The 24,896-nt window shown below is 55.5% G+C and carries 23 protein-coding genes; 12 read left to right on the top strand and 11 right to left on the bottom strand.

The features are described from left to right. Positions 1-158: 158 nt before the first annotated feature. Complete coding sequence (locus AUC45_RS13050; RefSeq protein WP_067603303.1) at positions 159-3,542, top strand: PAS-domain containing protein; 3,384 nt, start codon at positions 159-161, stop codon at positions 3,540-3,542. Here the strand turns inward: AUC45_RS13050 and AUC45_RS13055 are convergent. After that, positions 3,512-4,150, bottom strand: coding sequence for a response regulator transcription factor (locus AUC45_RS13055; protein WP_067603305.1), 639 nt, complete (start codon positions 4,148-4,150; stop codon positions 3,512-3,514). The two genes, AUC45_RS13050 and AUC45_RS13055, sit on opposite strands and share 31 nt — an antisense overlap. Positions 4,151-4,155: 5 nt before the next feature. Then, positions 4,156-6,090 carry an acetate--CoA ligase gene (gene acs / locus AUC45_RS13060; RefSeq protein WP_067603306.1) on the bottom strand — a complete coding sequence of 645 codons (1,935 nt, stop codon included), beginning with the start codon at positions 6,088-6,090 and terminating at the stop codon, positions 4,156-4,158. Between the two features lie 203 nt (positions 6,091-6,293). On the opposite strand from acs, the gene AUC45_RS13065 reads away from it, so the two are divergent. Next, positions 6,294-7,646, top strand: coding sequence for a DcaP family trimeric outer membrane transporter (locus AUC45_RS13065; RefSeq protein WP_233998764.1), 1,353 nt, complete (start codon positions 6,294-6,296; stop codon positions 7,644-7,646). A 72-nt stretch (positions 7,647-7,718) separates the two neighbouring features. Here AUC45_RS13065 and AUC45_RS13070 read toward each other — a convergent pair whose 3' ends face one another. From AUC45_RS13070 to AUC45_RS13110, 9 genes are all read right to left on the bottom strand, one after another. Then, on the bottom strand, positions 7,719-8,627 hold the full coding sequence (locus tag AUC45_RS13070) for a DUF6683 family protein (protein WP_156423852.1): 909 nt from the start codon (positions 8,625-8,627) through the stop codon (positions 7,719-7,721). 71 nt (positions 8,628-8,698) lie between these two features. Beyond that, on the bottom strand, positions 8,699-9,421 hold the full coding sequence (locus AUC45_RS13075) for a hypothetical protein (RefSeq protein WP_067603308.1): 723 nt from the start codon (positions 9,419-9,421) through the stop codon (positions 8,699-8,701). Between the two features lie 145 nt (positions 9,422-9,566). After that, the gene (locus tag AUC45_RS13080; protein WP_082701128.1) at positions 9,567-9,956 is read right to left on the bottom strand and encodes a helix-turn-helix transcriptional regulator; all 390 of its coding nucleotides are present in this window, start codon (positions 9,954-9,956) and stop codon (positions 9,567-9,569) included. Then, positions 9,953-10,774: a type III secretion system export apparatus subunit SctT gene (sctT, locus tag AUC45_RS13085; protein ID WP_067603310.1), complete on the bottom strand. Its 822-nt coding sequence runs from the start codon at positions 10,772-10,774 to the stop codon at positions 9,953-9,955. The genes AUC45_RS13080 and sctT overlap by 4 nt, the downstream gene beginning before the upstream one ends. Continuing rightward, positions 10,771-11,025, bottom strand: coding sequence for a type III secretion system export apparatus subunit SctS (gene sctS / locus AUC45_RS13090; RefSeq protein WP_082701183.1), 255 nt, complete (start codon positions 11,023-11,025; stop codon positions 10,771-10,773). The genes sctT and sctS overlap by 4 nt, the downstream gene beginning before the upstream one ends. 35 nt (positions 11,026-11,060) lie before the next feature. Further along, positions 11,061-11,756 (bottom strand): type III secretion system export apparatus subunit SctR, encoded by a 696-nt coding sequence (sctR, locus tag AUC45_RS13095; RefSeq protein WP_067603315.1) that lies wholly within the window; start codon positions 11,754-11,756, stop codon positions 11,061-11,063. After that, entirely contained in the window at positions 11,756-12,772 is a 1,017-nt protein-coding gene (locus AUC45_RS13100; protein ID WP_067603317.1) for a hypothetical protein, read from the bottom strand. Before AUC45_RS13100 ends, sctR begins: the two co-directional genes overlap by 1 nt. Next, positions 12,769-13,179 carry a flagellar biosynthetic protein FliO gene (gene fliO / locus AUC45_RS13105; RefSeq protein ID WP_067603319.1) on the bottom strand — a complete coding sequence of 137 codons (411 nt, stop codon included), beginning with the start codon at positions 13,177-13,179 and terminating at the stop codon, positions 12,769-12,771. Before fliO ends, AUC45_RS13100 begins: the two co-directional genes overlap by 4 nt. Positions 13,180-13,197: 18 nt before the next feature. Next, positions 13,198-14,442 (bottom strand): flagellar biosynthesis protein FlhB, encoded by a 1,245-nt coding sequence (locus AUC45_RS13110; RefSeq protein ID WP_067603321.1) that lies wholly within the window; start codon positions 14,440-14,442, stop codon positions 13,198-13,200. 548 nt (positions 14,443-14,990) lie between these two features. Between AUC45_RS13110 and AUC45_RS15910 the strand changes: the two genes are divergently transcribed. The 10 genes from AUC45_RS15910 to AUC45_RS13160 all read left to right on the top strand — a co-directional run bounded on the left by AUC45_RS15910 (position 14,991) and on the right by AUC45_RS13160 (position 24,838). After that, positions 14,991-15,803, top strand: a complete 813-nt coding sequence (locus AUC45_RS15910) for a lytic transglycosylase domain-containing protein (RefSeq protein WP_197409571.1) — start codon at positions 14,991-14,993, stop codon at positions 15,801-15,803. Next, positions 15,803-17,779, top strand: coding sequence for a flagellar biosynthesis protein FlhA (locus tag AUC45_RS13120; RefSeq protein WP_067603324.1), 1,977 nt, complete (start codon positions 15,803-15,805; stop codon positions 17,777-17,779). The genes AUC45_RS15910 and AUC45_RS13120 overlap by 1 nt, the downstream gene beginning before the upstream one ends. A gap of 71 nt (positions 17,780-17,850) precedes the next feature. After that, on the top strand, positions 17,851-19,593 hold the full coding sequence (locus AUC45_RS13125; protein WP_067603325.1) for a secretin N-terminal domain-containing protein: 1,743 nt from the start codon (positions 17,851-17,853) through the stop codon (positions 19,591-19,593). Beyond that, positions 19,590-20,795 (top strand): hypothetical protein, encoded by a 1,206-nt coding sequence (locus AUC45_RS13130; protein WP_067603326.1) that lies wholly within the window; start codon positions 19,590-19,592, stop codon positions 20,793-20,795. The genes AUC45_RS13125 and AUC45_RS13130 overlap by 4 nt, the downstream gene beginning before the upstream one ends. A 54-nt stretch (positions 20,796-20,849) precedes the next feature. Continuing rightward, on the top strand, positions 20,850-21,152 hold the full coding sequence (locus AUC45_RS13135; protein ID WP_067603327.1) for a hypothetical protein: 303 nt from the start codon (positions 20,850-20,852) through the stop codon (positions 21,150-21,152). Between the two features lie 5 nt (positions 21,153-21,157). Further along, positions 21,158-21,589 carry a hypothetical protein gene (locus AUC45_RS13140; RefSeq protein ID WP_067603328.1) on the top strand — a complete coding sequence of 144 codons (432 nt, stop codon included), beginning with the start codon at positions 21,158-21,160 and terminating at the stop codon, positions 21,587-21,589. Between the two features lie 10 nt (positions 21,590-21,599). Further along, the gene (sctJ, locus tag AUC45_RS13145; RefSeq protein WP_197409572.1) at positions 21,600-22,421 is read left to right on the top strand and encodes a type III secretion system inner membrane ring lipoprotein SctJ; all 822 of its coding nucleotides are present in this window, start codon (positions 21,600-21,602) and stop codon (positions 22,419-22,421) included. Positions 22,422-22,428: 7 nt separating this feature from the next. Continuing rightward, positions 22,429-22,875: a hypothetical protein gene (locus tag AUC45_RS13150; RefSeq protein ID WP_067603333.1), complete on the top strand. Its 447-nt coding sequence runs from the start codon at positions 22,429-22,431 to the stop codon at positions 22,873-22,875. After that, complete coding sequence (locus AUC45_RS13155) at positions 22,872-23,480, top strand: FliH/SctL family protein (protein WP_067603335.1); 609 nt, start codon at positions 22,872-22,874, stop codon at positions 23,478-23,480. Before AUC45_RS13150 ends, AUC45_RS13155 begins: the two co-directional genes overlap by 4 nt. Further along, a complete protein-coding gene (locus AUC45_RS13160) occupies positions 23,477-24,838 on the top strand; it encodes a FliI/YscN family ATPase (protein ID WP_233998766.1) in 1,362 nt (453 codons plus the stop codon). Before AUC45_RS13155 ends, AUC45_RS13160 begins: the two co-directional genes overlap by 4 nt. The last annotated feature ends 58 nt before the right edge of the window (positions 24,839-24,896 follow it).

The following is a 24,896-nucleotide window of genomic DNA, read 5'->3' on the forward strand; positions in this document are numbered from 1 at the left end:
CCAGCGTCCCCGCCACCTCTCCCAAGGGGACGCTTCCACAGAAAGGGCGGTGCTCATATGAGCGCCGCCCTTTTTAATTTGACGTAGGGGAAGCGCGGGTTTGGCTTGCGTTTCCTTACGTTACAAGTCACTCTCCTGATGGGAGAGGACTTGGGATCATGTTGTTTGGCGCAGCGATCGCTGCTGCAACAGTCTATCTCGCCGGATTGTTCTGGCTCGCCGCATGGCGTGACCGCGCTGTCGACCATTCCGATGGCGAGGGGCGCGTCGGTCGTTGGCTGACGCGCAATTCGGGCCTCGTCTACGGGCTGGGTCTAACAGTATACTGCACCAGCTGGACGTTTTTCGGCGGAGTGGGAACCGCCGCGACTGCGGGCCTGGATTTTCTCCCGATCTATCTTGGACCATTCCTGGTGTTCACAATTGGCTTTGGCCTTGTGCGCAAGATCTTGGCGCAATCCAAAGCGCAGCATTCAACTTCTATCGCTGACTTCCTTTCCGCAAGGTATGGCAAGAGTGCACTCGTTGCTGCTTCGGTTACTGTGATCGCAACGATAGGCTCGCTTCCCTACATGGCGTTGCAACTTCGATCACTTGGCAACTCGATCCTTACCTTGAGCCCAGATCTTTCCAATCAGGTAGCAGCTGATGAGTTGGTGTTTTTCGTTTCTGTTGCGATGGCGCTGTTTGCGATCCTTTTTGGGGCGGGGCGTGCGGACAAAGAAGGTGAGAATTCTGGATTGGTCCTGACTATCGCGGTCGAGTCTCTGGTGAAACTGCTCGCTCTGGTTGCTGTCGCCGCCTTGGCCCTCTTTGTTCTGGTTCAAGAATCTGGACCGATCGTACCGGTCAGTGAAGTCTTCTCTCCGAGCCAGATCGATGCTCGTTTCATGACGCTTACGCTTATCGCGGCATGCGCTGCCTTATGCCTGCCGCGCCAATTTCACATGACATTTGTTGAAGCTGACAGGGACCGTCCAGATAGCGCCATGCGGTGGACCTTTCCGATCTATCTGGTGATCATTTCTATCATCATTGTCCCGATTGTTCTTGCTGGTCTTACAGCCCTGCCAGCCGGGACGAATGCCGATATGATCGTTCTCGCTCTACCATTGGCAGCGAACAGTCCGACGCTGGCATTGCTAGTCTTTATCGGCGGATTTTCTGCTTCGGTGGGCATGATCGTAATCGCCTCGGTCTCCCTGTCGACGATGATAACCAACGACTTGATTGCGCCAGTTGCCTTTCGTTCTGCCCTCAGAGGTACGGGCGATCGCACAGCAATCGCAGGCAAACTTTTGGTCTTGCGCCGGATTGTTATCGGAGCTCTGCTCGGATTTGCCTACCTGTTCTATCTCGGTTTTGGCACGCTTGGGACGTTGGCTGGGCTCGGCACGCTTGCTTTTGCGGCGGTCGCGCAATTTGCGCCAGGCCTAGTGCTGGGAATGATAAGCGAGACGGGCAATAAAGCAGGGATGATATCGGGCCTTGTGGTTGGATTTGCACTCTGGCTCGGCCTGCTGATCGTTCCGGCCGCCCTGGGCAATCCTCCCGTTTTTGCGGTCCATTCAGATGCTTTGGTTTCCGGTGTCATTGTGAGTCTTGGAGCCAACGCGCTTGTGTTTTGGACCATCTCTTTGCTGACTGCGCCCTCGCTCGTAGATGCAGCGCAAGCGGCTGCATTTGTGGGCACACCCAGCCCGGGCACAAAGCCGCGTTTCGCTACCAACAAACGTGTCGCTGATATCCGCTTGCTGCTAACCCAGTTCGTGGGACGAGAGCGTGCGGACAGGGCGATTGCAGCAATGCCCGGAGACTACCGCGACAATCATCCCGCCGATGCCGCTGTTACTGACATGGCAGAGCGGACTATTTCTGGCGTAATCGGCGCATCATCAGCCCGCATGCTCGTTGGGTCTTGGTCCGGCGGAGATCCAATCCCGCTGCCAGAAGTCGTGGCAATGTTCGATGAAACGAACAAGCGCCTCTCATTCAGCGGAGAGCTATTGCAAATTGCGATCGAGAACATTGATCAGGGCGTCGCGCTTGTTGACGCCGACATGCACCTAGTGGCGTGGAACAGCCGCTATCAGAAAATGTTCGACCTTCCCGATGAACTCGTAACGGTTGGCACTCCTATCGCGCAGCTCATTCGCTTCAATTTGGAACGCACAAATCTGCCCGAATACGAAATTGAGGATCACGTCGAACGCCGTCTAGGCCACATGCGGGCGGGCCGTCAGCACCGGATCGAGAGCGAGCAGTATGACGGCCGGATAATGCGCATTATCGGCTCTCCAACACCTGGCGGAGGGTATGCCACCTCGTACACGGACATCACTGAGGATCGCCGCGCAGAGCAGGCACTGGAAGAAAAAGTGGCCGAACGCACCGCACAGCTTAGCGAGGCCAATGAGGCGCTGGAGAAGGCTACAAGGTCCAAGACCCGCTTCCTTGCAGCCGCCAGCCATGACCTGATTCAGCCGCTTAACGCCGCTCGCCTGTTTGCATCTGCGTTGGGAGAGGAAGTGGCTGGCCAAAGGGCGTTAGAAAGGCTGGTGCGCGATCTTGATGGATCGATCATTTCAGCAGACCGTCTGATCCGAGCGTTGCTCGATATTTCGAAGCTTGATAGCGGCGGGATCGAACCCGTAATGGAACCAATCGCCGTCGATCAGGTGTTTGACGAAGTGGTGCGCGATTTCGCAGTCCAAGCGGAGGCGAAAGGCCTAATTCTCAAACGCGTGCATACCAGCGTCTGGGTGGAAAGTGATCGCGGACTGCTCACGAGCATCCTGCGAAACCTTGTGAGCAATGCCATTCGTTACACAAACAAAGGCGGGGTCTTGCTCGGCGTGCGGCGAAATGGCGATGATGTGTTGCTGTGTGTGCAGGATACTGGGCGCGGGATCGAAGCAAAAGATCGTGAAGCAATTTTTGATGAGTTCAACCGCGGTTCTTCTACCGATCGCGAAGGATTGGGGTTAGGTCTTGCAATAGTGCGACGCAGCGCTCGCTTAATTGGCGTACACATCGAGACAGATTCCAAGCTCGGCATCGGCACAAGATTTGCGCTTTCCATGCCGGTCCTTCGCCGAGCCGAGTGGAAGAAGGGTGTTCCGATTGCTCAGGAACGCAGTGCGAGTTTTGACGCGCACATTCTCGTGGTTGACAATGATCCTGCTGCGCTCGCAGCGACATCTGCGCTTCTGAAGAAATGGGGCTCCGATGTGACTTGCGCCGGATCATGCACCGAAGCGAAAGCGTTGTGTCCCAAAATGCCGGATATTGTGATCATGGATTACCGTCTGGATGGCGATGAACGCGGCGATAGCGTATTCGAAGCTTTGGGTGATTATTGGAATGCTCGCCCACCGGCAATCCTGCTTACAGCGGAGGGGTCAGACGAAACCGAGCAGGCAGCAAAAAGCATTTCCGCCAGTCGCTTGCTCAAGCCGTCATCACCCGCTGCTTTACGAGCGCTTATTGCCAATTGCCTGGCGAAGCGCGTTCAGCCTGAGACAGAATCGGCAACCGGCTGATCCACATCAAGCTTTGCTGCGACAAGGACGGCCTGCGTCCTGTTGTTGACTCCAAGCTTTCTGAAAATCGCTGTAATATGCGCTTTGACTGTCGCTTCGCTAATGTCGAGGTCATAGGCGATTTGCTTGTTCAGCAGTCCTTGTCGGATAGCTGCTAGGATGCGCCTTTGTGCCGGAGTAAGACTTGCCATGCGCGACAAGTCTTCATCATCGCTGGTTTCGCTGGCGGGGAACCAAGTATCGCCCTCCTGCACGGCAGCAAGCGCGGCTCGCATTTCATCGAGACTGGAAGACTTTGGAATGAATGCCGCCGCGCCCAATTGGCTTGCGGCAGCAAAGACGCGAGGTTCCTCGCTTGCTGATACGATGGCAATGGGCAGAGAGGGGAAATCCTGGCGCAAGTCCATAAGGACAGAGAGCCCGTTCGAATCCTCCATATGCAGATCGAGCAGAAGCGCTTCAGCATCACCCTGTTCCAGCGCGACGCGGGCTTCTGCGGCCGATCGCGCCTCAGCAATCTCAGCCTCGGGCCAGACCCGCCCAACAGCATGGCTCAGCGCCGTGCGGAAGAGCGGGTGGTCGTCTGCAATGATGATGCGTTGCGTCATATCCCTCAGCGGTTTTGGCGCCCTTCGATCAAACGATCAACCAAAGATGGGTCAGCAAGGGTCGATGTATCCCCAAGCGATCCATAATCGTTTTCCGCAACCTTGCGCAGAATACGCCGCATGATCTTGCCAGAGCGTGTCTTGGGTAGGCCATCGGTAAACTGGATGTGATCGGGTGTTGCGATCGGACCGATTTCCTGTCTGACCCAGGCGCGCAACTCCTTATGCAGCTCATCGGAGCCTTCTTCACCCGCATTCAGGGTGACATAGCAATAGATGCCTTGGCCCTTGATATCATGCGGATATCCCACAACAGCGCTTTCAGCGACTTTCGAATGCAGCACGAGCGCGCTTTCAACCTCGGCCGTCCCCATGCGGTGGCCCGAGACGTTGATGACGTCGTCGACGCGGCCGGTGATCCAGTAATACCCATCCTCATCGCGCTTGCATCCATCGCCAGTGAAATACTTGTCGCGATAAGTGCTGAAATAGGTTTGCTCAAAACGCCCATGATCGCCATAGACGCTGCGCGCTTGCCCGGGCCAACTTGCGGTGATGCACAGATTGCCTTCCGTGGCCCCTTCCAGCACGTCGCCATCATTGTCGACAAGCTGCGGTTGAACTCCAAAGAATGGAAGACCCGCGCTTCCCGGCTTCATGTCATGGGCTCCTGGAAGCGTCGTGATCATGCAGCCGCCCGTTTCGGTCTGCCACCATGTGTCGACAATCGGGCAACGCTTTTCGCCGACAACTTCGAAATACCAGCGCCATGCCTCAGGATTAATCGGTTCTCCGACCGACCCAAGCAGGCGCAGTGACGAGCGATCCCGGCTCGTCACGAAATCATCCCCCTCGCGCATCAGTGCGCGGATCGCAGTGGGGGCTGTGTAGAGGATATTGACCTTGTGCTTTTCAACAACATCCCAGAACCGTCCGTGGTCCGGGTAATTGGGCACACCTTCAAACACGACGCCGGTCGCTCCGTTGATGAGCGGGCTATAGACGATGTAGCTGTGCCCGGTGACCCAGCCGATATCGGCGGTGCACCAGAATACTTCGCCAGGTTGATAGTCGAAGATGTAATTGAATGTGGTCGTCGTCCAGACACCATAGCCACCGGTTGTGTGAAGCACGCCCTTTGGCTTTCCTGTTGAGCCAGACGTGTAAAGGATGAAAAGCGGGTCTTCTGCTGCCATCTCTTCGCACGGGCAATCGGCGTCGCTGGCAAGATCGTCAAACCAGTGATCGCGCCCATCTGTCATCGCTATCTCTGAACCTGTGTGCTTGACGACAAGGATGCCATCGAGCGGAGTATCATGGTCGGGTTCTGCAATCGCAGCATCGACGTTTGCTTTAAGTGGCACACGTTTGGTTCCGCGCAGGCCTTCATCGGCGGTCACCACAAAGCGGCTGCCGCAATCCTCGATCCGTCCGGCAAGTGCCTCTGGAGAGAAACCACCAAACACCACTGAGTGAATGGCACCAAGCCTCGCACAAGCCAGCATTGCCAGCACGCCTTCGATAATCATCGGCATGTAGATCGTAACGCGATCACCTCTTTTTACGCCCATCGTTTTGAGGGCGTTTGTCATGCGGATCACTTCTGTGTGCAGCTCGGCATAGGTGAGCGTTCGGCCGGGGCTTGCCGGATCATCGGGTTCAAAAATCAACGCGGTCGTGTCCCCGCGTCCAGCCTCTACGTGGCGATCAACCGCATTATAGCATAGGTTGAGAGTGCCGTCGGCAAACCATTTTATCTCGACTGGATCGAAAGACCATTCGCCACCCTTCGTTGGCGCTTTGAACCAGGACAATCGCTGAGCTTGCTCGAGCCAAAACTCGTCAGGCGTTTCCACCGAACGCTTATAGAGCTCTTCGTACTGCTCTGCTACGCAGTGCGTCGTGTGAGCGGCTTCGGGACGGACGACAGCTTCGATCATGGCGATTCTCCCTTTGTGCAGCCGCACTATACAAAGCTTGGCTGGGGAATGGTCTCAGACAAAGGTCTTACGACCATCCTCTAACTAGCGAGAATTGCAGGTCGTCGACACAAATGCCCGTCACGAAAAGTGAGGGGAGTACATTCATGAGAACTATGGCTCTACGGGGATCGCTGCGCTGCGTTTTGTTAAGCGCTACTTGTTTGACTGCCAGCCCTGCATTGGCACAAGATGCATCGGTGGATGAGAGGCTGGATCGGCTGGAAGCTCTGGTCGAGGGACTCATCGAACGCCTTGATGCGCAAGCAGGCGAAGCCGAGCAGCAGAACGCTGCTCAAGCGGCAGAGAACGAGGCAATGCGTCAACAGGCCGAGGCCGCGCTTGAAGCTACGCGCGCTCTCGAGACCAGGCAGGCCGAAATGTCCGCCAAGCTGGTCGATCCGGGAGTCGATAATGGCGACGGTTTCAGCGTTGGCAAAACCCGCATTACCTATGATGGCTATGTGAAATTCGACGCGATCAGTCAGCGTACCAGTGGTGGGCAATTGCCGGGCAATTCGATCCTACGAGATTTCCTCATCCCGGTGGCCATCCCCGTTGGGGGCGAAGCCAGTGGTTTCGATACAGATTTTTCCGCGCGCCAGACCAGGTTCTTGTTCAAGACTGAAACCGATGTGGGCACCGATCACAAATTGACTGGCCTCATCGAACTCGACTTCAACGTCACAGAAGGCGGAAATGAGCGGATTTCAAACAGCTTTACCCCGCGTATCAGGCAGGCTCTGATAAGCTATGATAACTGGACCTTTGGTCAGGGTTGGTCGACATTTCAGAATGTTGGCGCATTGCCCGACACACTTGATTTTATTGGCGTCACGCCTGGCACTGTGTTCGACCGCCAGCCGCTCGTTCGCTACACCAATGGCGGCCTGCAAATCGCGGTGGAACAACCCGAAACGGTTATCACCGCTCAGGATGGCAGCCGTGTAATCGCAGGCGATGATCAACTGCCCGATGTGGTTGGCCGTTACAATTGGTCGGGCGATTGGGGCAACTTCACTGCCGCCGGCATCGTACGACAGCTGCATGTCTCAACAGACGACCTGATGGGTGTCGATGACTCGGCTTGGGGTTATGGCCTTAGCCTGTCAGGCAAACTCAAGGTCGGGGAGCGGGACGACTTCCGCTTTATGGCAACCGCAGGCGATGGTCTGGGCCGCTATATCGGTCTCAACATCGTGAACGACGCCGCCATCAACATGGATGGGTCGCTCGATCCGATTTTCACTTATTCAGGATTTGCAGCCTATCGCCACGTATGGTCTGACAAACTGCGCTCCAATATCGCCGGAGCTTATTTCAAAGCGGACAATCCAGTCCAACTCACGACGAACCAGGTGACCGATGAAAGCTGGAATGGCTTTGTGAACCTTATCTGGAGCCCGGTGGGTCCAATCAATATCGGTGTCGAACTGATGTATGCGGAACGCACTCTCGAGGACGGACGCAGCGGAAACCTGCAGCGCGTGCAGTTTTCAACGCAGTACAACTTCTGATGAGTTCAGGCACAATCTACCGGGCCATGCGGGCCTTGCTTCAGTGATTGGAAGGCGTGGTGCCGCAGGACCTCATCCTCGATGTCTTAATAACACCGAGCCGCCTAGCATGACCACGCCCAATCCTGCTCCTGCTCCTGCGGCAAGGGCAAGCCCCAGATTTGAAGTGCCCTCCTGCGCCCCATCGAAGCGGGCATTGCGTACCGCGTCTTCGTCAGATCCTTCAACAACGCTCGACGCATCTGCGCCCTCGCGCGGGGCGAAGCCATTGGCTGTTAGGGTCATCTTGGACAAATCCATGCCGCTGGATTTGGCGCCTTTGTTTGCAGCACTGGCAAGCTGATCCAGCAGGTTTGGGTCATTCTTGAATTGCTCAAACGCTGAGCTCAGCATCGTCGCCTGCAAAAGAAGGGCTTCGGCGTATTCCTGGCGTTCTGCATCACTTGTATTGGCAAATGCGGGTGTTGCAGCAAAGGCATTGCGTGCCTGCTGTCTGACCATTGCTACTGTACTCTTGTCGGGATCTTCATCGCGTTTGTTCGCCACAAGCCAAGCGTTGACCCACCAAAGAGTGTAGGCGTCTGCTACATCGTGAGTGTCGAGCCCGTATGAGCTGATCGCTGCGCGCAAATCGTCAAACAGGGTGGGCTGCGCCGCAATCATTCGTTGAAGGTCGGCGCGGCCCGCTTCGGGTGGAGTTCTTTCGATGAAACGCTGGAGATTTTGCTGCGTGCGCTGACGCGAATAATTGTAAGAGGAATTAAAACTAGCCGGCGGCGCGGCCTTTTGCGGCCCGGCGATCAGCGCATTGATGCTTTCGGCACTGACGAAACTGTCACTTCCTTGATTGATCGTTTGGCATGTGCCGCCGCAGATCGAATTGGTCACGTTGTTGAAACCGACCGCACCTCCCATGTTTTGCGCTATCAACGCCGAAGGCAGTGCAAGAAGTGCCAGAATACCAAAAACATACCGGATCATAATCAGCTCCTGATACAAAAATGGAGGTGGCAACCATACCACCTCCATTACTTGAGTCTTGAGTTTTGCGATTACTGCTTGCGTGCCAGCGTTGTTTGGGATTCGCCGACTGCTTTTAGTGACGTGTTGAGAGCGTTGGAGATGATGCTGATCTCCTGGTTCAGCTTCTGCAATTCACCATTGAGTTCACCCAGTTGCGAGGTGTTGGAATTGCCCTGATTGCCAATTTGTTCGCTGACTTCGACCATGCGGTTGATCTTGTCGTCGAGGAGCTTGCCGAGAGCGCGGGCCATGCGAGCAAGGAAGCCGCCGCCGTTTCCGCCAGAAATCTCGCCTTCTTCATCACGCTGGGCGTTGCTGCGCATAAAGCTTTCCATTGTTTCGCGAAGACTGTCCGTTGCGCTCATCAATTCGCCTTGTTGAGATGGCGAGAGGCCGCCTTGCTCGGCAAAGAAATCAATTGTTTCACGAAGGTTCTGGAAACCTGCCGACTCACGTCCGGTCAGACGTCCTATGAAGTTGTCGAACTGCCGAATGCCGAGACCAGAAGCTGCTTGCTGCAGGTTCTGCTCGAACAGCTGATCAAGCCCTGCGTTCTGTGCAAAGGCAGCTTGGGCCATGTCGATCATCGGCTGCGGCAGGCCCATTTGTTGGCCGAACTGCTGGATCGCATTCATTGCGACTTGCGAGCCAATGGTGCGCATGGCGAGGGCGGCCCAACCACCCGGACCCATGGCGATCTGGGCAATGCTGATTGGGTTCATGACTGAGCGAAGAATTCCACCGATTGGCATAAGACTAACTCCCTTTGGAAAGTTCGAGAAACTTCTTAAAGACGACTTGCTTCGTCACAGTCTGTGTCGCTCAATTGGCAAAATCGCTCCATCTGCACATTGCAGAGACAGCCTATGCAATGTGTATAGGTGGCGGGAACTGGGGTCAGTCGAGCGAATAAAACAGCAGACCTGCCAAGGCAGCCAGCTCACGCATTCCGTCGAGATCAAGCTTGCGAACGGCGTTGCTAAGGTGCGTGCGCACGGTGCCTTCACCGATTGAGAGAAGCGTCGCGATATCTGCATTGGACCGGCCCCAACCGGCAAACCGCAATGCTGCTGCTTCAGTTCGGGTAAGGCCTTCGAGTGGTTCGACCAGAGACAATGGAACTCGTGCACCGTCTACGCTGAATTCCCCGATGTCGACTTCACGTTGGCGCGCCGGATCGCGCTGCGCTGCTTCGCGCATACGGGTGATGAGCGCGAGCATTTCCGGGTCAATGGATGCTGGATCGAAATTGAGATCGTTTTCATCTCGACGCTTGAGATCACTCATTGCGGGTCTCCCGCACGTTCCATGATGCTAAAGCTGACATCCTGCCTCGTTGCCAAATCGCCAATGACCATTTCTGCGAGCAGGGGGAGGATCAGCAGCAAGATAAAGATGGCAGCAGTTGTCTTGATGGAAAGGGATAACATGAAGACATTGAAATTGGGCGCAAACCGATTGAGTACGCCCATGCCCAGGTCAATGATGAACAGTATCAACAGGACGGGCGATGCTATGAAGAACGCGATCATGAAGAAGCGTCCCAATTCGCCTTCGAATAATCGCACAGCCTCGGTATCCAGCGTTAGCCCGCCCGGTCCCATTGGCCACACTCCAAAACTCAGCATGAGTGTGCCAACAAGCAATGTCAGGCCGCCCGCAGTGACGAAGGTGACCTGTGCAAACTTGCCAAGAAACGAAGCAGTGAGCGACTGCGTTGAACCGCTGACCGGATCAATGATCTGGGCAATGGTGGCGCCCGACTTGCTGTCAATGATTTCACCAGCGGATGCCATTGCCCACAGGAATGTCCCAAAGAACAGGCCTAGAACGATACCTGCAGCGGCCTCCCTCCCAATCAAGAGAGTCCATTGCGTGGCACTTAGACTTTGCGGTTCGAAGCTGATCGGCAAAGCGAGCGTGACAAGGCCAAATGTTACAATAAGTGAATTGCGCACCAGCGCCGGCATTTGCTCATTTGAGAAGAGCGGCAACATCAGGAAAGCGAACCCGAACCGTGCAGAGCCTGCGCCCACCAACAACGCCTGTTCTGTCCAAGGAACAGCCTCGACTAGCGAAGCTCCAAGGCTATCAGGCACACTCATCCCACCATCTGCGGAAAGTTGCTGAAAATCTGATCGCTGAAAGCGTAAAGGCTACCTGCCATGAGCGAGGCTGTCACAAACAGAGTGAGCACGATTGCAAAAAACTTGAGAGTGAATTGGAGCGTCTGTTCCTGAATTTGGGTGGCCGCTTGCACGACAGCGACCAACAGCCCCACAATCGATGCTGCGATCACAGGCGGGGCTGAAAGAAGCAGCACCAACCACAAAGCCTCCAGTGTGATGTCAGTCATGTCCATAACGGTTCCGGGCTCTCCTTTTGCGCCGACTAAACGTAGGACAGAACAAGTCCGTGGCTAAGCTTCACCCAGCCATCGACCAGCACGAACAAAAGCACCTTAAAGGGCAGCGATATCGTGACCGGGCTGAGCATCATCATGTTGAGCGCCAGAAGAATGTTTGAAATCAGCAGATCGATGATCAGGAAAGGCAGAAATATGAGAAAGCCGATTTGAAACGCGAGCTTCAATTCGCGCACGGCAAAGGCCGGAATGACAATCACGAAATCGGTGTCTGACAATTCCTCGGCCCGTTCCGGACCGCTGATTTGCTTTTGCGTGGCGAGCAGGAAGGCACGATCTTCCTGCGTGGTGTTAGCGACAAGGAATTCTCGCAAAGGTTCCTTCACTCGGTCCGCAGTTGCGATGATCTCTTGGGTATCCTGTATCTGGCCAACATCTGGCGGCTCATCGCCAGGCATTGTCGCAACTTCCTCACCCGTCAGCCCTGCCGCAAGGCTCATATCCTGCAGCGTTGGATACATCACATAGATGGTGAGGATCAGCGCAAGCCCATTCAGCACTACATTGGGCGGTGTCTGCTGGAGGCCTAGCGCGGTGCGCACGATTGAAAGCACCACAACGATTTTCGTAAAGCTTGTGACCATCACCGCCAAAAAGGGTGCCAGCGCAATAATTATGACTGTTACGAGTGCGGAGCCGGGGGTGAAAGTGCCGAGCTCCATCAGATGGAGCTTCCGGACAGTTCAGATGAAGTTTCTCCAGCGTTTTTGGGGTCTGACTGTTCACCAGTGTCTTGAGGGGATGCTTTTTCGGTTTGCGTCTGGTCCAAAAGCACGGCGAAACGATCGCCGATCCGCACGATTTCCCCACGTCCAATGCAGCGTCCAGCGACTGAAAGCTCGGCACTTAATCCCTCTGCCACAGCGCCGATATCAAACGTGCCGGTCTGGGCCATACGTGCTAACTCTGACTGTGTGATTGCCGTATCGACGAGATGAATCGCTACTGGCACGCTAAGGGTTGAAAACTCTTCATCACTAGAGTGCTGCTCACTTACGGACATGGCGCGAACTGTTCCTTGGCCTAGGGGATTGGAGAGGGGGGAGGGATGTTGGGAAAGCGTCGGGACTAGAGTGCCGCTGAGAGGATCAAGCCCGAGCGGTGGCATGCCCGGGCCGCTAAGAATCCTCTCAGGGCCATCGCAGCCGCGGATCAAAGGCCAAGGGCCATGACGCAGCACGACCATATCGCCTCCCTCAAGTGCTTCAGCTTCGCTCACGGAAAGGCGCGCAGCATCAAAACACAGGCGTACAATCACAGGCGCACTAGGCTTCGAAGACTTGCCGGGTGATGCAATATAGGTCGTGAGGATAAGGCGACCCAGAGCCTGACCATTTTGATGGAGAGTCAGAGCTGGGTAGTCCTGGGAGAGCTGGCGGAAATCGTTGAACTCAGCCGCAACGCCGAGCGCTTGCTCAATTTCTGAAAGCACATCCTCGTGCTCACTGACGGCCAGGACAAGTGCTTCTGCAGGTGCGCCCTTCAAAGGCGGGTTCCTGAGAGGCAAGAAGAACAGACTTTCGCTGGTGAACCATACACCATCGGTTTTCCGAGCCGGAGTGATCTCAATATCAAATCCGGCTTCACGCAGCCTCTCGGCTGCTGCTCGTGCTTGGGCAATGTGTTCTGGCACAAGATCGCAGACAGTCGCGCCAAGACCTCTGACGGGAAGGTTCATTGGTTTTGTTCCTGGCCAATTCCCTCGTCCGCCATTCGCAAGCGAAAACGTTTGGCAGCATCCTGCATTGCGGGGTTTGAAGATGGCTGTGGCGTGCTGTCGTTTTCGAGTTCGGGGTCAGTCTCGCCGCTTATAGGCCAGCTTTTGATTGGTGTGATCGCATGCGCCGTCACGCCCAAAAGCATTTGCTCACCTTCAACTTCGACCAGCACCAGCCTTTCACGCGGACCGATCGGCAATGCTTTCTCAAACCGCAAGTTTGGCCCGGCATCTCCACCAGAAAGCCGCCCAAAGCTGCCATCCTGAAAGCGTTTCAAAAGCCATAACGTCCCCCAGGCCAGTGCGACGACAAACGCCAGCGAAATGATGATCGCGAGAAGAGATGAGAATAGCGTTCCGATGTTCATGGCGGGTAGCTTATCGTTCTAATCTGCGGATGCGAGTTGAGGGGGGAGCTGCTCGGGTTGGCTCGCTTCACGGTGAAGGTCGCATTCCATCGGTGCTTCGCCAGAGCGAGCCTTTCGCGCCCACAGGATAACTTCGGCGATCGCGTCAAACATGTCTTCCGGAATCATTTCGCCCACTTCGCCGCGCGCCCACAATTTCCGCGCCGTTGGCACGTGACGAACAACTGGCACGCCGCAAGATTGCGCAACGTCGCGCATTGCAGCTGCGATTTCGCCTTCTCCGCGTGCGAGGACAACAGGGATCGGCGCATTGTCTGGATCGTATGCCAACGCAATCGCAAGATGCGTCGGATTGACGAGCAAGGCGTTGGAATCTGCCGTTTGTGAGACTGAACCTGATTGGGCCCATTCCTGCGCCAACTGACGCCGCTCCCCTTTTATGTGCGGGTCGCCTTCATCGCGCTTGTGTTCATCTTTGATATCGCGGCGGCTCATCATCATTTCTTTGATGAACTGTTTCCGTGCCCAGATCGCATCACCAATCGCAACGAGCACGAAGACCGCACTCACTAATGCAAGGATCTTTAGAGTGACGACGTAGGTGTGGATGGCATCAGCGGTACCGGCCTGCATCCCTGCGCCTTCGCGCCAAAGGGGATCGGTTGCTGGTATCAGCATGCCGGTGACTTCATTGATCTGATCTTCTGCGACAAACCATACAATGGCGACAATCGCGATGACCTTGATCAGCGTCTTGACCAATTCGATCAGGCCCTGCTTGCCGAATATCCGTTTGATCCCTTCAACGGGATTTAGGTTATCGGGTTTCGGCTTCAGCTTTTCTGTAGCGATAAGACCTTTGGTCTGCAGGAACTCAGAGAAGAACGCGGCAGCGCAAAGCGGGAAAAGAATGATCGCGGAAAGCGATAAAAAAAGTAGAGCGGCCTCGCTCCCCAATCCAGCCAATTGCTCCGCAAAATCCGCAGTCGCTGCGGTTTGGACAGTGGTTTGGGCAAAACCGGTAATGCGCGAACCGATGTAGCCTGATGCCACCATCAACAAGACTACCGCGGCCATCGTGCCCAGCATCGGGGTGATTTCTTTCCCTTTTGGGATGTCACCTTTCTTTCGAGCGTCCTGCAACTTGCGGGCAGTAGGAAGCTCTGTCTTGTCTCCGCCTTTGTCCTTGTCTGCCAATGCGCCGCTCTCCGATTTAGTGTCGACTCGTCCCTGTCCGCGCAGCTGGCGTATCAGGACTTCCACTATGGATTCAGTGTCGTCAGAATAAAGTCAATGACGAATCCACTAATTACACCCTTGTCAGTAAATGATATTCGCGAATCTGAAGTAATGACTTCAATTTGTCTCAAGGCCGACCTGTTGGAAAAATGCGACAAGTCGAATGTGCAAAAAAGGCAATATACTTCGAAAATGCCACATAAATACCTAAAAAATATATGAAAAATGATCGACCTTAACAGGCTTTTCAGTTTCGAAAAAATGATTATCGTTTGGGTGACTAGGCAAAGATAGCGATGTGAGTCGTGCCGATTCTTTTAAATTGGGACATAATAACAGAGGTTTATCGTATAGTGAGGCGATCTCCCCAGTAGAGTTCGCTTAACAATCTTATTTTGTCATAAATAATGACTAAGAGGGGGTTTGTTTTGCGAATGACTATTGCCACGCATGTTAGAGTTTTAGGTATTCTGGGATTAATTAGTGTTAGCCCAGCATCCGTTACTGCGAGAGAGAAACCGCCAGGGCCCATAGAGAACCCCGGGGAGTGTCCGATCGATGCGCCGCTCAGAGTGGCAAATCTCGACACCCTCCGTCATTTTGAAGGTCTGATCGGCCACTGCCCAGTTTCAGCCTTCGTAGAAACGACAATCCGGCAAACAAGTCACTTGCGAGCGATGAAGGTGGAGGCAAACGATTCTCCTCAGTTCATCCCAGCATGGAAAATTCCCGCTGAGACGGAACAGGGTGCAGTCGATGGCAAGTCGAAGAAAGAACGCGATCAACAAACTGTCGCGATAGCTTCGCGTGACGGAAGTCAAGTGGCGATCCGGCCAGGCGTAGGTGCATGGAACACAGGCGCCAATCAGACCGCGACAGGAGCGGTGGCAGCGATGCCACAACCTTCGGCGGGGACGTCTGAGCAAGAAGCCGCAATACTTGCACTTCGTCCACGAAGCTATGCGACCGCCTTTGATGAGACGATCGCGAATGCTGCGCGGGCTCATCGGGTCGATCCGCTTCTGCTTCATGCGGTGATCAAACAGGAATCAGCGTACAAGCCTAACGCGACCAGTCATGCTGGCGCACGCGGCCTGATGCAGGTTATGCCCGGTACTGGCAGAATGCTCGGAGTGCGCAATTCGCAGCACCTCTACAATCCGAACACAAATGTGAATGCTGGGGCCAAGTTGCTAAGTCAGCTTTGGTCTCGGTTTGACGGAAACATCGACCTCGTTCTCGCCGCCTACAATGCGGGCGAGGGCGCGGTGCGCAAATATGGCAATGCGATCCCGCCTTACCACGAGACGCGCAATTATGTCGTGAAGGTCAAGGCGAATTATCGAAAACTAGCGGCTGAAAGCGGGTTGACGGTAAACTTCTGATGGAGCTGATCCATGGCCTGAAGCGTTCGGCAACGCACATTCCGTCAGCCCAGATCGCGATTATCGCGGGTTTGCTCGCCATATTTGCGATGTTCATTCTGCCGTTTCCCCCGGCTCTGCTTGATGTTTTTATCGCGATCAATCTTACGATTGCAGTCTTGCTGCTCATCGCAGTCATCAGTGTTCGTCAGCCGCTGGATTTCTCCACTTTCCCCTCAGTTCTCCTCTTCACCACAGTGACCCGCCTGGCGATCAGCATAGCAACCACGCGCATGATCCTGAGCGAGATGGACGGTGGCCAGATAATTAGAGAGTTCGGTGAAACGGCAGCGGCCGGCAGCATCGTTATCGGACTGGTGGTGTTTCTGATCATCACGGTGGTGCAGTTCATCGTCATATCCAAAGGTTCAGAGCGCGTCGCCGAGGTGTGCGCGCGCTTCAGTCTCGATGCGATGCCTGGCAAGCAGCTTTCGATCGACAGTGACTTGCGTTCGGGGCTGTTGTCGAAGGATGAGGCGCGAGAAAAACGAAATCTGCTTGAGCAAGAGAGCAAGCTTTACGGCAGCCTCGATGGGGCGATGAAATTCGTCAAAGGCGATGCCATTTGCGGCATTGTGATTGTGTTGATCAATCTGATCGGCGGTATCGCGGTGGGTATGTTTACTCATGGCCTTTCGGTGACAGAGGCGGCTACGACCTTCTCAATCCTAACGATTGGCGATGGGTTGGTTGCGCAGATACCCGCTTTCCTTTGTGCACTGGCGGCAGGCCTGCTGGTTACTCGCAGCAATGACCCGGAAACCAAGTCCGACCTTGCGCCTGCTATCTTTTCGGAAGTCGGGGCCAGGCCTGGAACACTGATTGCGGCTGGCATCATCGCGTTTGTCCTTGGGCTGATCCCGGGCTTTCCAGTTGCGGTTTTCTTTTCACTCGGTCTTGTACTTACCGGCTGCGGGGTATGGCGGCATGATTTCATAGGGCCTAAAGTGCGCGGCGTCTTTTCGCGCGGCACGACCGACACTGAGGAGGCGCCAAGCGAAATCACACTCCGTGCAAGGCCTGCGCCAACGGCTGAGCCACTGGTTCTTTTTCTTGCCTGGGACGGAGCAAGCGCGGCCGATATGCAGCGCCTCGCCGAAAAGTTGGATCAGTCTCGCAGCGAAGTGCAGGAGCGTTCCGGAATTGCTCTTCCTGCGCTGCGAATTGCGCAGTTCATCGAAGAGCGACCGTCGGGAAGCTGGGAGCTATCTGCCTATGATGCGCCGCTTGCGCTTTCACGAGAAGACCCTGCACATATTGAAGAGCGTTTGCCAGCGCTTGTGCGGGAGTTTTTGCGCCGCAATCTGCCGGTCTTCCTCGGCCTTCAGGAAACGACTGAAATGCTCGACAGACTTGGGGAAACCTATCCCGAAGTCGTGAAAGAGACCGTGCGCGCCGTATCCATGCCAACCATTCGCGAGGTGCTTCGACTACTTGCAGAAGAGCAGGTCCCTCTGCGAAACCTGCGTGATTGCGTCGAGGCAATTTGCGAAGCCGGACAAAGCGAGCGTGAGCCCGCGGCTATCGCTGCCAGAACTCGCGCCAAGCTTCGCCGGAACCTTATCGCACCACTCTGCGATGATGGTAAACTGCGCGTTCTGATGATCGGGCAGCGCGCTGAAGAGGCCATCCGCAAAACAGCAACGGTAATTGACGGTCAAACACGTTTGGCAATCGATCCGATGAAAATGCGGGATTTTGTGCGATTGATCGGGAGCGAAGTCGAAAAAAGCGAAGCGCGTGCGATCCTCACCGCTCAAGATCTACGCCGTCCATTGCGTTTGATCACTGCCGCCGATCTTTTCGAAGTGCCGGTGCTCAGTTTCAATGAATTAAATCCCGCTGTCCCGCTCGATGTGGTCGGCCAGCTCGATATTGAACCCGATCTCGTGTCGCATTCAGGCGCGACCATGCATGAAATGGAGGCAGCAGAGTGATCCCCCAATCTCTCGCTCATGAGTGTATCGGATTATTCCTTCGCCACGCGATAACAGTTTTAGCCGTTATAATGGCGTTGCTCTCACTATCGATCAGTTCATCGGTGCAAGCGAAAGAGCCCCCATTTTCCGACAAGAAAATTTCGCTCAGCGCACGCGGCCAGGATGTGCGCGACTTTGTTGCTGACCTCATGGGCGAGGCTGGTCTTGCTGTAAAAGTAAGCACCGCTGTAAAAGGTCAAAAGGTTCAGGGTGTCTTTCCAGGAACCCCTAAACAGATTTGGCAAGCGATTTCGCGCGCCTATGGCTTGGTCGCGTATTACGATGGATCTGTCGTGCGCGTTTACTCCCAAGAGGAATTGAGCAGCCGCTCGATCAGCACTTACGACCCAGCACAATTGCTTGCCCAGATTCGCAAGCTCGAAATTGGCGATGCTGTCAACATTGCCAAGGCTGGCGATGGTATCGTGTTGGCAAGCGGTGTTCCGGCCTATCTCGACAGGGTCGAATCCCTCGCGAAGAAAATGCCGGGACAGTCTGCTCTTGCACAAGGGACCGGTGGGCCAGCTGTCAGACCAGTGCCGGTGGCGCAATCGCTTTCCTCGCCATTGGTTCGCACCAGTGTGAGTTCCAAAGTGCTCCAACCGGCAGGTGGTCGCAACCCTTTCGAAGTGCGTATCTTTTATCTCAAATACCGAGATGCTGCTGACCGTGAAGTCCGCAGCACCACACGCGCTGAAATCATTCCAGGCGTTGCAAGCCTGCTGCAGGAACAGATGGGCGATGGCCGTCAGCCTGGTGATGTAACGACCAATGGCACCAATGTTCGTCCGACAGATGGCATTAGGCGCATCGGGCCTGAAACAGCCTATGACCCGTTGCTTGGCGCGCTTGTCCGAAACGAGCCCCAGGAAGCGCCAACCGCTGCAACTCTTGATCTCAACGGTCCGCGCATTTCAGCAGACCGGATCAATAACGCGGTGATTGTCCGCGATCGTCCAGAAATCATGCCGGTTTACGAAGCGCTGATCGCAAATCTCGACATTGAACCTCTCATTATCGAAACGCAGGTCACTATTCTCGAACTGGATGTCACTCGCCTCAAGGAATTGCGTGTCACCTTGGGCGGAATAATTGCCGATCTGGGCCTTGGCGTCTTAATCGGCAGCCCCGATCTTGGACCCGGAGGCATAACCGGCGGTCTCGTGACGAATGATGGTGACTTCTTCTTCGGGCGACTGCGCCTGCTCGAGGAGAATGGAGCGGTTCGCGTGGTGACGCGTCCCACGCTTTCAACAACAAATAACGAAGTGGCGACGTTCGACATAACGGCTGAGCAAGTCATTCGTAACCAGTCGGAACGCGTCGCCAATGCGTTTGCGATCAATTACGGCCTTGCAATGCGCATCCGACCTTCTGCCATCGAAGACGGCGGCGACATGCGTATCCGAATGCAGATCGAGATTAGCGATACATCGCTTAATGGGATGGAGGTTGACGGGGTGCCGACAGCTGCCGGACCGCGCATAACGACAACCGCGATTGTAAGGCACGGCGAAAGCGCGATGCTCGCTGGGTTGGCTAGAACTCGAAACTTTGATCGAAAGCGCAAAACCCCGATCTTGGGCGATATCCCGTTGCTGGGCGAAGCATTTAAAAGTCGCCGGAAAGGTGAACAGCAGATTGAACGACTGATCTTGCTGACGCCGCGCGTGCGCAATCTCGGATCAGTTGGCGTCGCGCGCCAGCGTTTCAATCCGCATTCGATAGATCAACTGAGCTCGGTTGAAGGGCAGGGGGCACAGCGGCCATGAACGCAATCTCACCCGTTTCAGAGCAGCGTGTCGATTTCGCGGCTGCTGCTGATCCGCAAGACGGCCGGAACCACGAAAGGATGTTGTTGCGTGTGCTGTTGGGGCGCAGCAAGGGTGCGCAGCACAGCCTGCCCCCTGATCGCAGGATCATGGTTGGCCACAGTTATGAAAACGATATCGTGCTGCGCGATAAAGAATCGCGTGGCTTCGCAATCCAGCTCACGCCGCAAGGCCGCCTTGCACTGCTCGAAGTGGTTGCAGGACATATCATGGTTCTCGGACGCAAATTGGTTGTGGGTGAGCGGATCATGCTCGAACCGTTTGTGCCTGTACGCTTTTCTAGCTTTGTTTTTGCGATCGGTGGCGAATGCGAAGAACGCTGGCTTGAGGCGGAAAGAATTGCCCAGCAAAATGCCATAGCAGCGCCGCCAGATCATGGCACATTGCTCCCCAATACCAACATGACTGAGCGGATTGATTTGCGCACTCAACCAATGCGCGATCGGTATGGCGCAACTATCGGCTCTCCCAAGGTTTTGTCGGCTTTTGCCACGCTCTTGTTGGTCTTGGCCGGTGGCACATGGTTCGGGACCAGCGTGCTTGGCGGAGCGAGAGTTTCTGAGGAGCGCGTGCAAAGAGACCTCGCCGAGATCGGCTTCGGACGTTTGATAGTTGAACCCGCTCATTATGGCGAAGGGCTTGCTATCATAGGTCTTGTACCGGGTGAGGATGATCTTTTGAGGCTCAAGGCCTGGACTGAGAAGGAGTATCCCGACATCACTTTGGGCGTTGCCACGCTGCAAGGCGCAGCGGAAGCAGCGGACAACCTTCTCGCCGCTCAAGATGTAGACGCAGATGTCCGCCCCGATGGCGTTAATGGCCTCGTTATCGAGACCGAGTTTTTGCCAAGGGACAGGTTAGGCGATCTTGAAGAGCGGTTGAGACGCGACTTGCCGCGCGTCGCTTCATTCACCTTTGAAACGTCGGCAGATAGGGGTGAAGCTGACCTCGCCTATTTCTTCAATGCGCCAGGCTATGGCGCAGCGAGCTTTGTTTCGGGCGATCCCAGCTACATCGTGACGGAGGACGGCACGCGCTGGTTCTCTGGAGCGAACCTGCCGACGGGTCACACGATCATCGAAATCAAGGAAAACGCGGTGATTGTCGAGCGTGAAGGCCTGCGCGACACCCTGCGAATGTAGGCTGCACTCAGGACGAATGAATTTGGAAGCAGAAGTAGGAAAGGAAAGAAAGCGATGAACACAATAGACACTCGCATCCTCACCGACCTTGCGGGGTCAGGGACTATGTTTCAATCCCAAGGACGTTCGCGCAACTGGTTTGAGGCATTTGCCGGCGCGTGGGGCGCAGCGCTTGATAATCAGGCGCTTCAAATAGAGCAGCAGTCGGATGGTATCGCCAATAATGGTGGCGATAGCCCTTCAGCGATCACTCAGCTGACTGCGGAATCGATGCGGATGAGCTTTATGGCACAAAGCAGCCATACTTCGCTCGACAGCGTGTCAAAAGCGCTCGAAACCATGGCTCGTAAGAGCTGATCGCCATGAGCATGGATGCCATAATCAGCACGCTAGTTGCGGCAGCAAGCGGAACTGCAACCGACCGAGTGATCACTCTGGGGCCAACCCCGAATGCCTCAGAGGCGCTAGGAGCGACCGGAGCCGCAAATTCGACAAAGGCGGATAAATTCGCAGCGGCGATAGAACAGGCGCAATCGGTCAGCGGTGCTGCGCCTACCGAATTACCTGCGCCTGTCGGAAACATGCTGCGCGCGCTGGACGGTATCGACGTGCAGGCGCGGGCTGTCACTGATTATGCGCAGTCTGCCCAGTTGAGCGGAGGCGAACTGACACCGGGGGAAATCGTCCAACTGACGATGAAATGCCAGGAATTCATGTTCCAGTGCCAGCTCACCTCAAACATCGCCAATCGAAGTGCTGATGGGATGCAGCAACTCTTCCGCCAGCAAAGCTGAGGAACCGCAAATGAAACGACTGATGCCGCTGTTCGTTACGATGTTCACCGCATTCGCCTTGGTGGCATGCAGCGGGCAAGAACTCTACCGGGATGTTGGTGAGCGCGAAGCCAACGAGATGATCTCTGTCCTAATGAGTGCGGGGATCGACAGCAGCAAAAGTCCCGGTGAGAAGGGATCTTTCACGGTTCACGTTGACGACAGCGATTTTGCGAGGGCGGTTGAGGTTCTGAAGCAAAATGGATTGCCACGGGAGAATTTTGAATCCCTCGGTACGGTGTTTGAACAAAAGGGCTTCACGTCCTCAAAGGTCGCACAGCAAGCACAGCTGATGTTTGGCCTAAGCCAGGAGCTATCAAACACAATCAGTCAATTCGACGGCGTCATCGAAGCGCGCGTCCATCTCGCTCTGCCCGAAGCAAATGCTCTTACTGGAAGAGCAAGTCCACCTTCTGCTTCGGTATTCGTCAAGTATCGCGAGGGTTTAGACCTGCCTGCGCAAACGGCAGCAATCAAATCGCTCGTGACGAACAGCATCGAAGGACTGGACTACGACAGTGTTTCTGTCGCCATGACCGAAGCAAAGCCGCTCCCCACTGCACCGGATGATCCGGTTGGAGATGTCTTTCGCGAAGTCTTGATTCCATTCGCTGGCGCTCTTGGCCTGTTGCTGTTGCTGGCGGCGGGGTGGCGTTACGCTTCATTACGCAGCGCGGGAAGGCAGGCGCATCGAATGAGGCATCATCTAGGCAGCGAGTATCGCTCTGAAGCGCCTTTTGACGAAGCCGATCTTGACGATGCCGGTATCCGTGCATCCGAGCCCGCGGAGTAGCGCCAGGATGGCAGCCTCCGCCTCTCGCGTCTCCTTGTCGCCCCGGGCCCTGCGTTTCCAAAAGCGGCTGAATGGCGAGCGCGAGCCGACTTTCGCAATTTTTGTCCGTCAGCGGAACGCCAATCGCCTGCTTCAGTACGATGGCGATGATCTGGCCCGCGCTGTTGCAGTACTACAGGCAAAGCCCGCCTTGGACAAAGAAGTGGGCGGCCTGCGCTTGCAACAATTGGCAAATGCGTTGGGCGAGGATTTGCTTGACGCTTTGCTCGAAGTTGACCTTCTTTGCCTGCCTCAAGATGTCCTGCACGACGATATTCCTCAATCAAATGCTCTGACTGAGCGTGGCTATGGTCTGATCGCGCAGGCTGGCGATAATCCCCAGATTGCGCGGCTAGTCCAACGTGCTTCTGATCTGTTGCGACGGGTTAATGATTCACGGGAGTGCGCGGCATGAGCGGCCCGATTATCATGGGTGAGGCGCTTATCTCTCTCCCAAGCGCACGGATTTCTCGCTGCGATGTAAAGGAAATGCGCGAGGCTTCCGATCTCTTGGCCGAGGCCAGACGAATAAAGGAGGAAACCGAAACTGCGCGTGAGGCTGCACGCGCAGAAGGCTACAAGCAAGGAAAACAAGCTGCGAGAAATGAGCTTGCCGAGGCGCTTTGTGTTGCGTTGGAAAAACTCTCGGTCGGTTTTGCTGAGGAGAACGCAAAACGCAATGCGAAGGTTGGCGAAGCAGCGATGGAAGTCGTCACTGGTCTAATCGGAAAACGCGATAATGTTGAGGTGGTGACCGGCCTTGCAGCGCAGGCACTGAAAAGCCTTGGAGCTGGACAAGAGAATTGTGTCGTGCAGCTGGCACCCGACTTGGTCGCCCCCGTGACTGAGCGGACGAGCGATAAACACTCTTTGGCGCAAATCGTGCCGAATGACGCTCTGGGGCCTCTTGGTTGCAGAGTTCTGACCGCAGATGGTGTGATTGTCGCTGATCTCGACACTCAGCTAAAGACGTTGCGCACGCGCTGGGGCCTTATCGAGACAGACGAGGCGGAGTCATGAACACTCAGAGTCTTCAAATGGTTGAAGAGGCGACTGACAGGGTGAGCAACCAGTCTTCTGCATCCTTGATGGAGAGCTTACGCTCGCCTCTATTTGAACAGCGCGGGAAATTGATTGGAGCAGTGGGCACCACTTTGCGCGTGCGCGGTGTGCGAGCGCGGATCGGTGATCTAGTGGAAGTGTTGGGCGGTGCTGACGAGCATAGCCTTAGCGCAGAAGTGGTCGGGTTTGAGGGGAATGATCTGCTGCTCACTCCTCTCGGCGATCTGCGCGGCCTCCAGAGTGAAGTCGAAGTCGTCCTGCGCGAGATGGCTGATCGTGTGCCTGCGCACAACGGCCTTTTGGGCCGCGTTATCGATGCACGCGGGCTGCCGTTTGATGGCCTTGATCCAATCACGCCAAAGCCGGATAGTCCATTGGTATCGCTCTCACCTTCGCCAATGGATCGACGCGCCATCACTCAGCCTCTGGAAAGCGGAATCCGTGCGATTGATGGTCTTCTAACTGTGGGCGAAGGGCAGCGGCTGGGAATTTTCGCGGCCGCGGGGGGTGGCAAATCGACCCTGCTGGCGATGCTAGCTCGCCGTGCGAATGCCGATGCTATTGTGATCGGAATGATCGGCGAGCGTGGCCGTGAAGTGCCCGAATTCATCGAAGATGCTTTGGGTGAAGAAGGGCTTGCGCGCTCGGTTGTGGTGGTTGCAACATCGGATCGACCGGCAATGGAACGGGTGAGGGCTGCCCGAGCGGCGACAGCTATTGCTGAAGGTTTCCGAGCACAAGGCAAGCATGTCCTGCTATTGATGGATAGCGTTACCCGTTACGCCCGCGCCCTTCGCGAAATCGGACTTGCGGCAGGTGAACCAGCTGTTCGGCGCGGTCTGCCGCCTTCGGTGTTTGCGGAATTGCCGCGGCTTTTTGAGCGGGCTGGATCAGATAGCCGTGGTGCCATAACCGCGCTCTATACCGTGCTGACCGAGGGTGAGGAAGAAGACCCCGTAGCAGAAGAAGTCCGGTCCCTGCTTGACGGACACATTGTGCTGTCCCGCAGTCTGGGCGCGCGGGGACATTATCCTGCAATTGACATTGGTCGCAGCCAATCGCGTCTATTTCGCAAGTTGGCAGGGCACGGGCAAATTGCGGCAGCCGAAGCAGTGCGGGCAATGATGGCAAAACTCGATGATATCGAAATGCTTGTTCAGATGGGCGAATACCAGCGAGGGGGCGATCCTTTGGCTGACGCCGCGTTGGACCAGAGAGACGCGATCGAGAGCTTTTTGAGGCAGCGACCTAACGAAGCGAGCGACGCCTCAACGACGCTCGCCAGGCTACGCGCTATTGGGGAGACGATACTGTGACCTCTCATACTGAAAGGCGCCGCCTTATGCAGGTTCAACGGATTACAGAGTTGAGGGA

It is taken from the genome of Erythrobacter sp. YT30 (assembly GCF_001542875.1).
GTDB lineage: Bacteria > Pseudomonadota > Alphaproteobacteria > Sphingomonadales > Sphingomonadaceae > Erythrobacter.

Bases quoted from the DNA above. Each gene is read 5' to 3' on its own strand.
- AUC45_RS13050 (WP_067603303.1), top strand. From the start codon at position 159: ATGTTGTTTGGCGCAGCGATCGCTGCTGCAACAGTCTATCTCGCCGGA.
- AUC45_RS13080 (WP_082701128.1), bottom strand. From the start codon at position 9,956: ATGAGTGATCTCAAGCGTCGAGATGAAAACGATCTCAATTTCGATCCA.
- AUC45_RS13155 (WP_067603335.1), top strand. From the start codon at position 22,872: ATGAGCGGCCCGATTATCATGGGTGAGGCGCTTATCTCTCTCCCAAGC.
- sctS (WP_082701183.1), bottom strand. From the start codon at position 11,025: ATGACTGACATCACACTGGAGGCTTTGTGGTTGGTGCTGCTTCTTTCA.
- AUC45_RS13150 (WP_067603333.1), top strand. From the start codon at position 22,429: ATGGCAGCCTCCGCCTCTCGCGTCTCCTTGTCGCCCCGGGCCCTGCGT.
- AUC45_RS13070 (WP_156423852.1), bottom strand. From the start codon at position 8,627: ATGATCCGGTATGTTTTTGGTATTCTGGCACTTCTTGCACTGCCTTCG.
- sctT (WP_067603310.1), bottom strand. From the start codon at position 10,774: ATGAGTGTGCCTGATAGCCTTGGAGCTTCGCTAGTCGAGGCTGTTCCT.
- fliO (WP_067603319.1), bottom strand. From the start codon at position 13,179: ATGAACATCGGAACGCTATTCTCATCTCTTCTCGCGATCATCATTTCG.
- AUC45_RS13120 (WP_067603324.1), top strand. From the start codon at position 15,803: ATGGAGCTGATCCATGGCCTGAAGCGTTCGGCAACGCACATTCCGTCA.
- AUC45_RS13125 (WP_067603325.1), top strand. From the start codon at position 17,851: ATGGCGTTGCTCTCACTATCGATCAGTTCATCGGTGCAAGCGAAAGAG.
- AUC45_RS13075 (WP_067603308.1), bottom strand. From the start codon at position 9,421: ATGCCAATCGGTGGAATTCTTCGCTCAGTCATGAACCCAATCAGCATT.
- acs (WP_067603306.1), bottom strand. From the start codon at position 6,090: ATGATCGAAGCTGTCGTCCGTCCCGAAGCCGCTCACACGACGCACTGC.
- AUC45_RS13100 (WP_067603317.1), bottom strand. From the start codon at position 12,772: ATGAACCTTCCCGTCAGAGGTCTTGGCGCGACTGTCTGCGATCTTGTG.
- AUC45_RS13160 (WP_233998766.1), top strand. From the start codon at position 23,477: ATGAACACTCAGAGTCTTCAAATGGTTGAAGAGGCGACTGACAGGGTG.
- AUC45_RS13055 (WP_067603305.1), bottom strand. From the start codon at position 4,150: ATGACGCAACGCATCATCATTGCAGACGACCACCCGCTCTTCCGCACG.
- AUC45_RS13130 (WP_067603326.1), top strand. From the start codon at position 19,590: ATGAACGCAATCTCACCCGTTTCAGAGCAGCGTGTCGATTTCGCGGCT.
- sctR (WP_067603315.1), bottom strand. From the start codon at position 11,756: ATGGAGCTCGGCACTTTCACCCCCGGCTCCGCACTCGTAACAGTCATA.
- sctJ (WP_197409572.1), top strand. From the start codon at position 21,600: ATGAAACGACTGATGCCGCTGTTCGTTACGATGTTCACCGCATTCGCC.
- AUC45_RS13135 (WP_067603327.1), top strand. From the start codon at position 20,850: ATGAACACAATAGACACTCGCATCCTCACCGACCTTGCGGGGTCAGGG.
- AUC45_RS13140 (WP_067603328.1), top strand. From the start codon at position 21,158: ATGAGCATGGATGCCATAATCAGCACGCTAGTTGCGGCAGCAAGCGGA.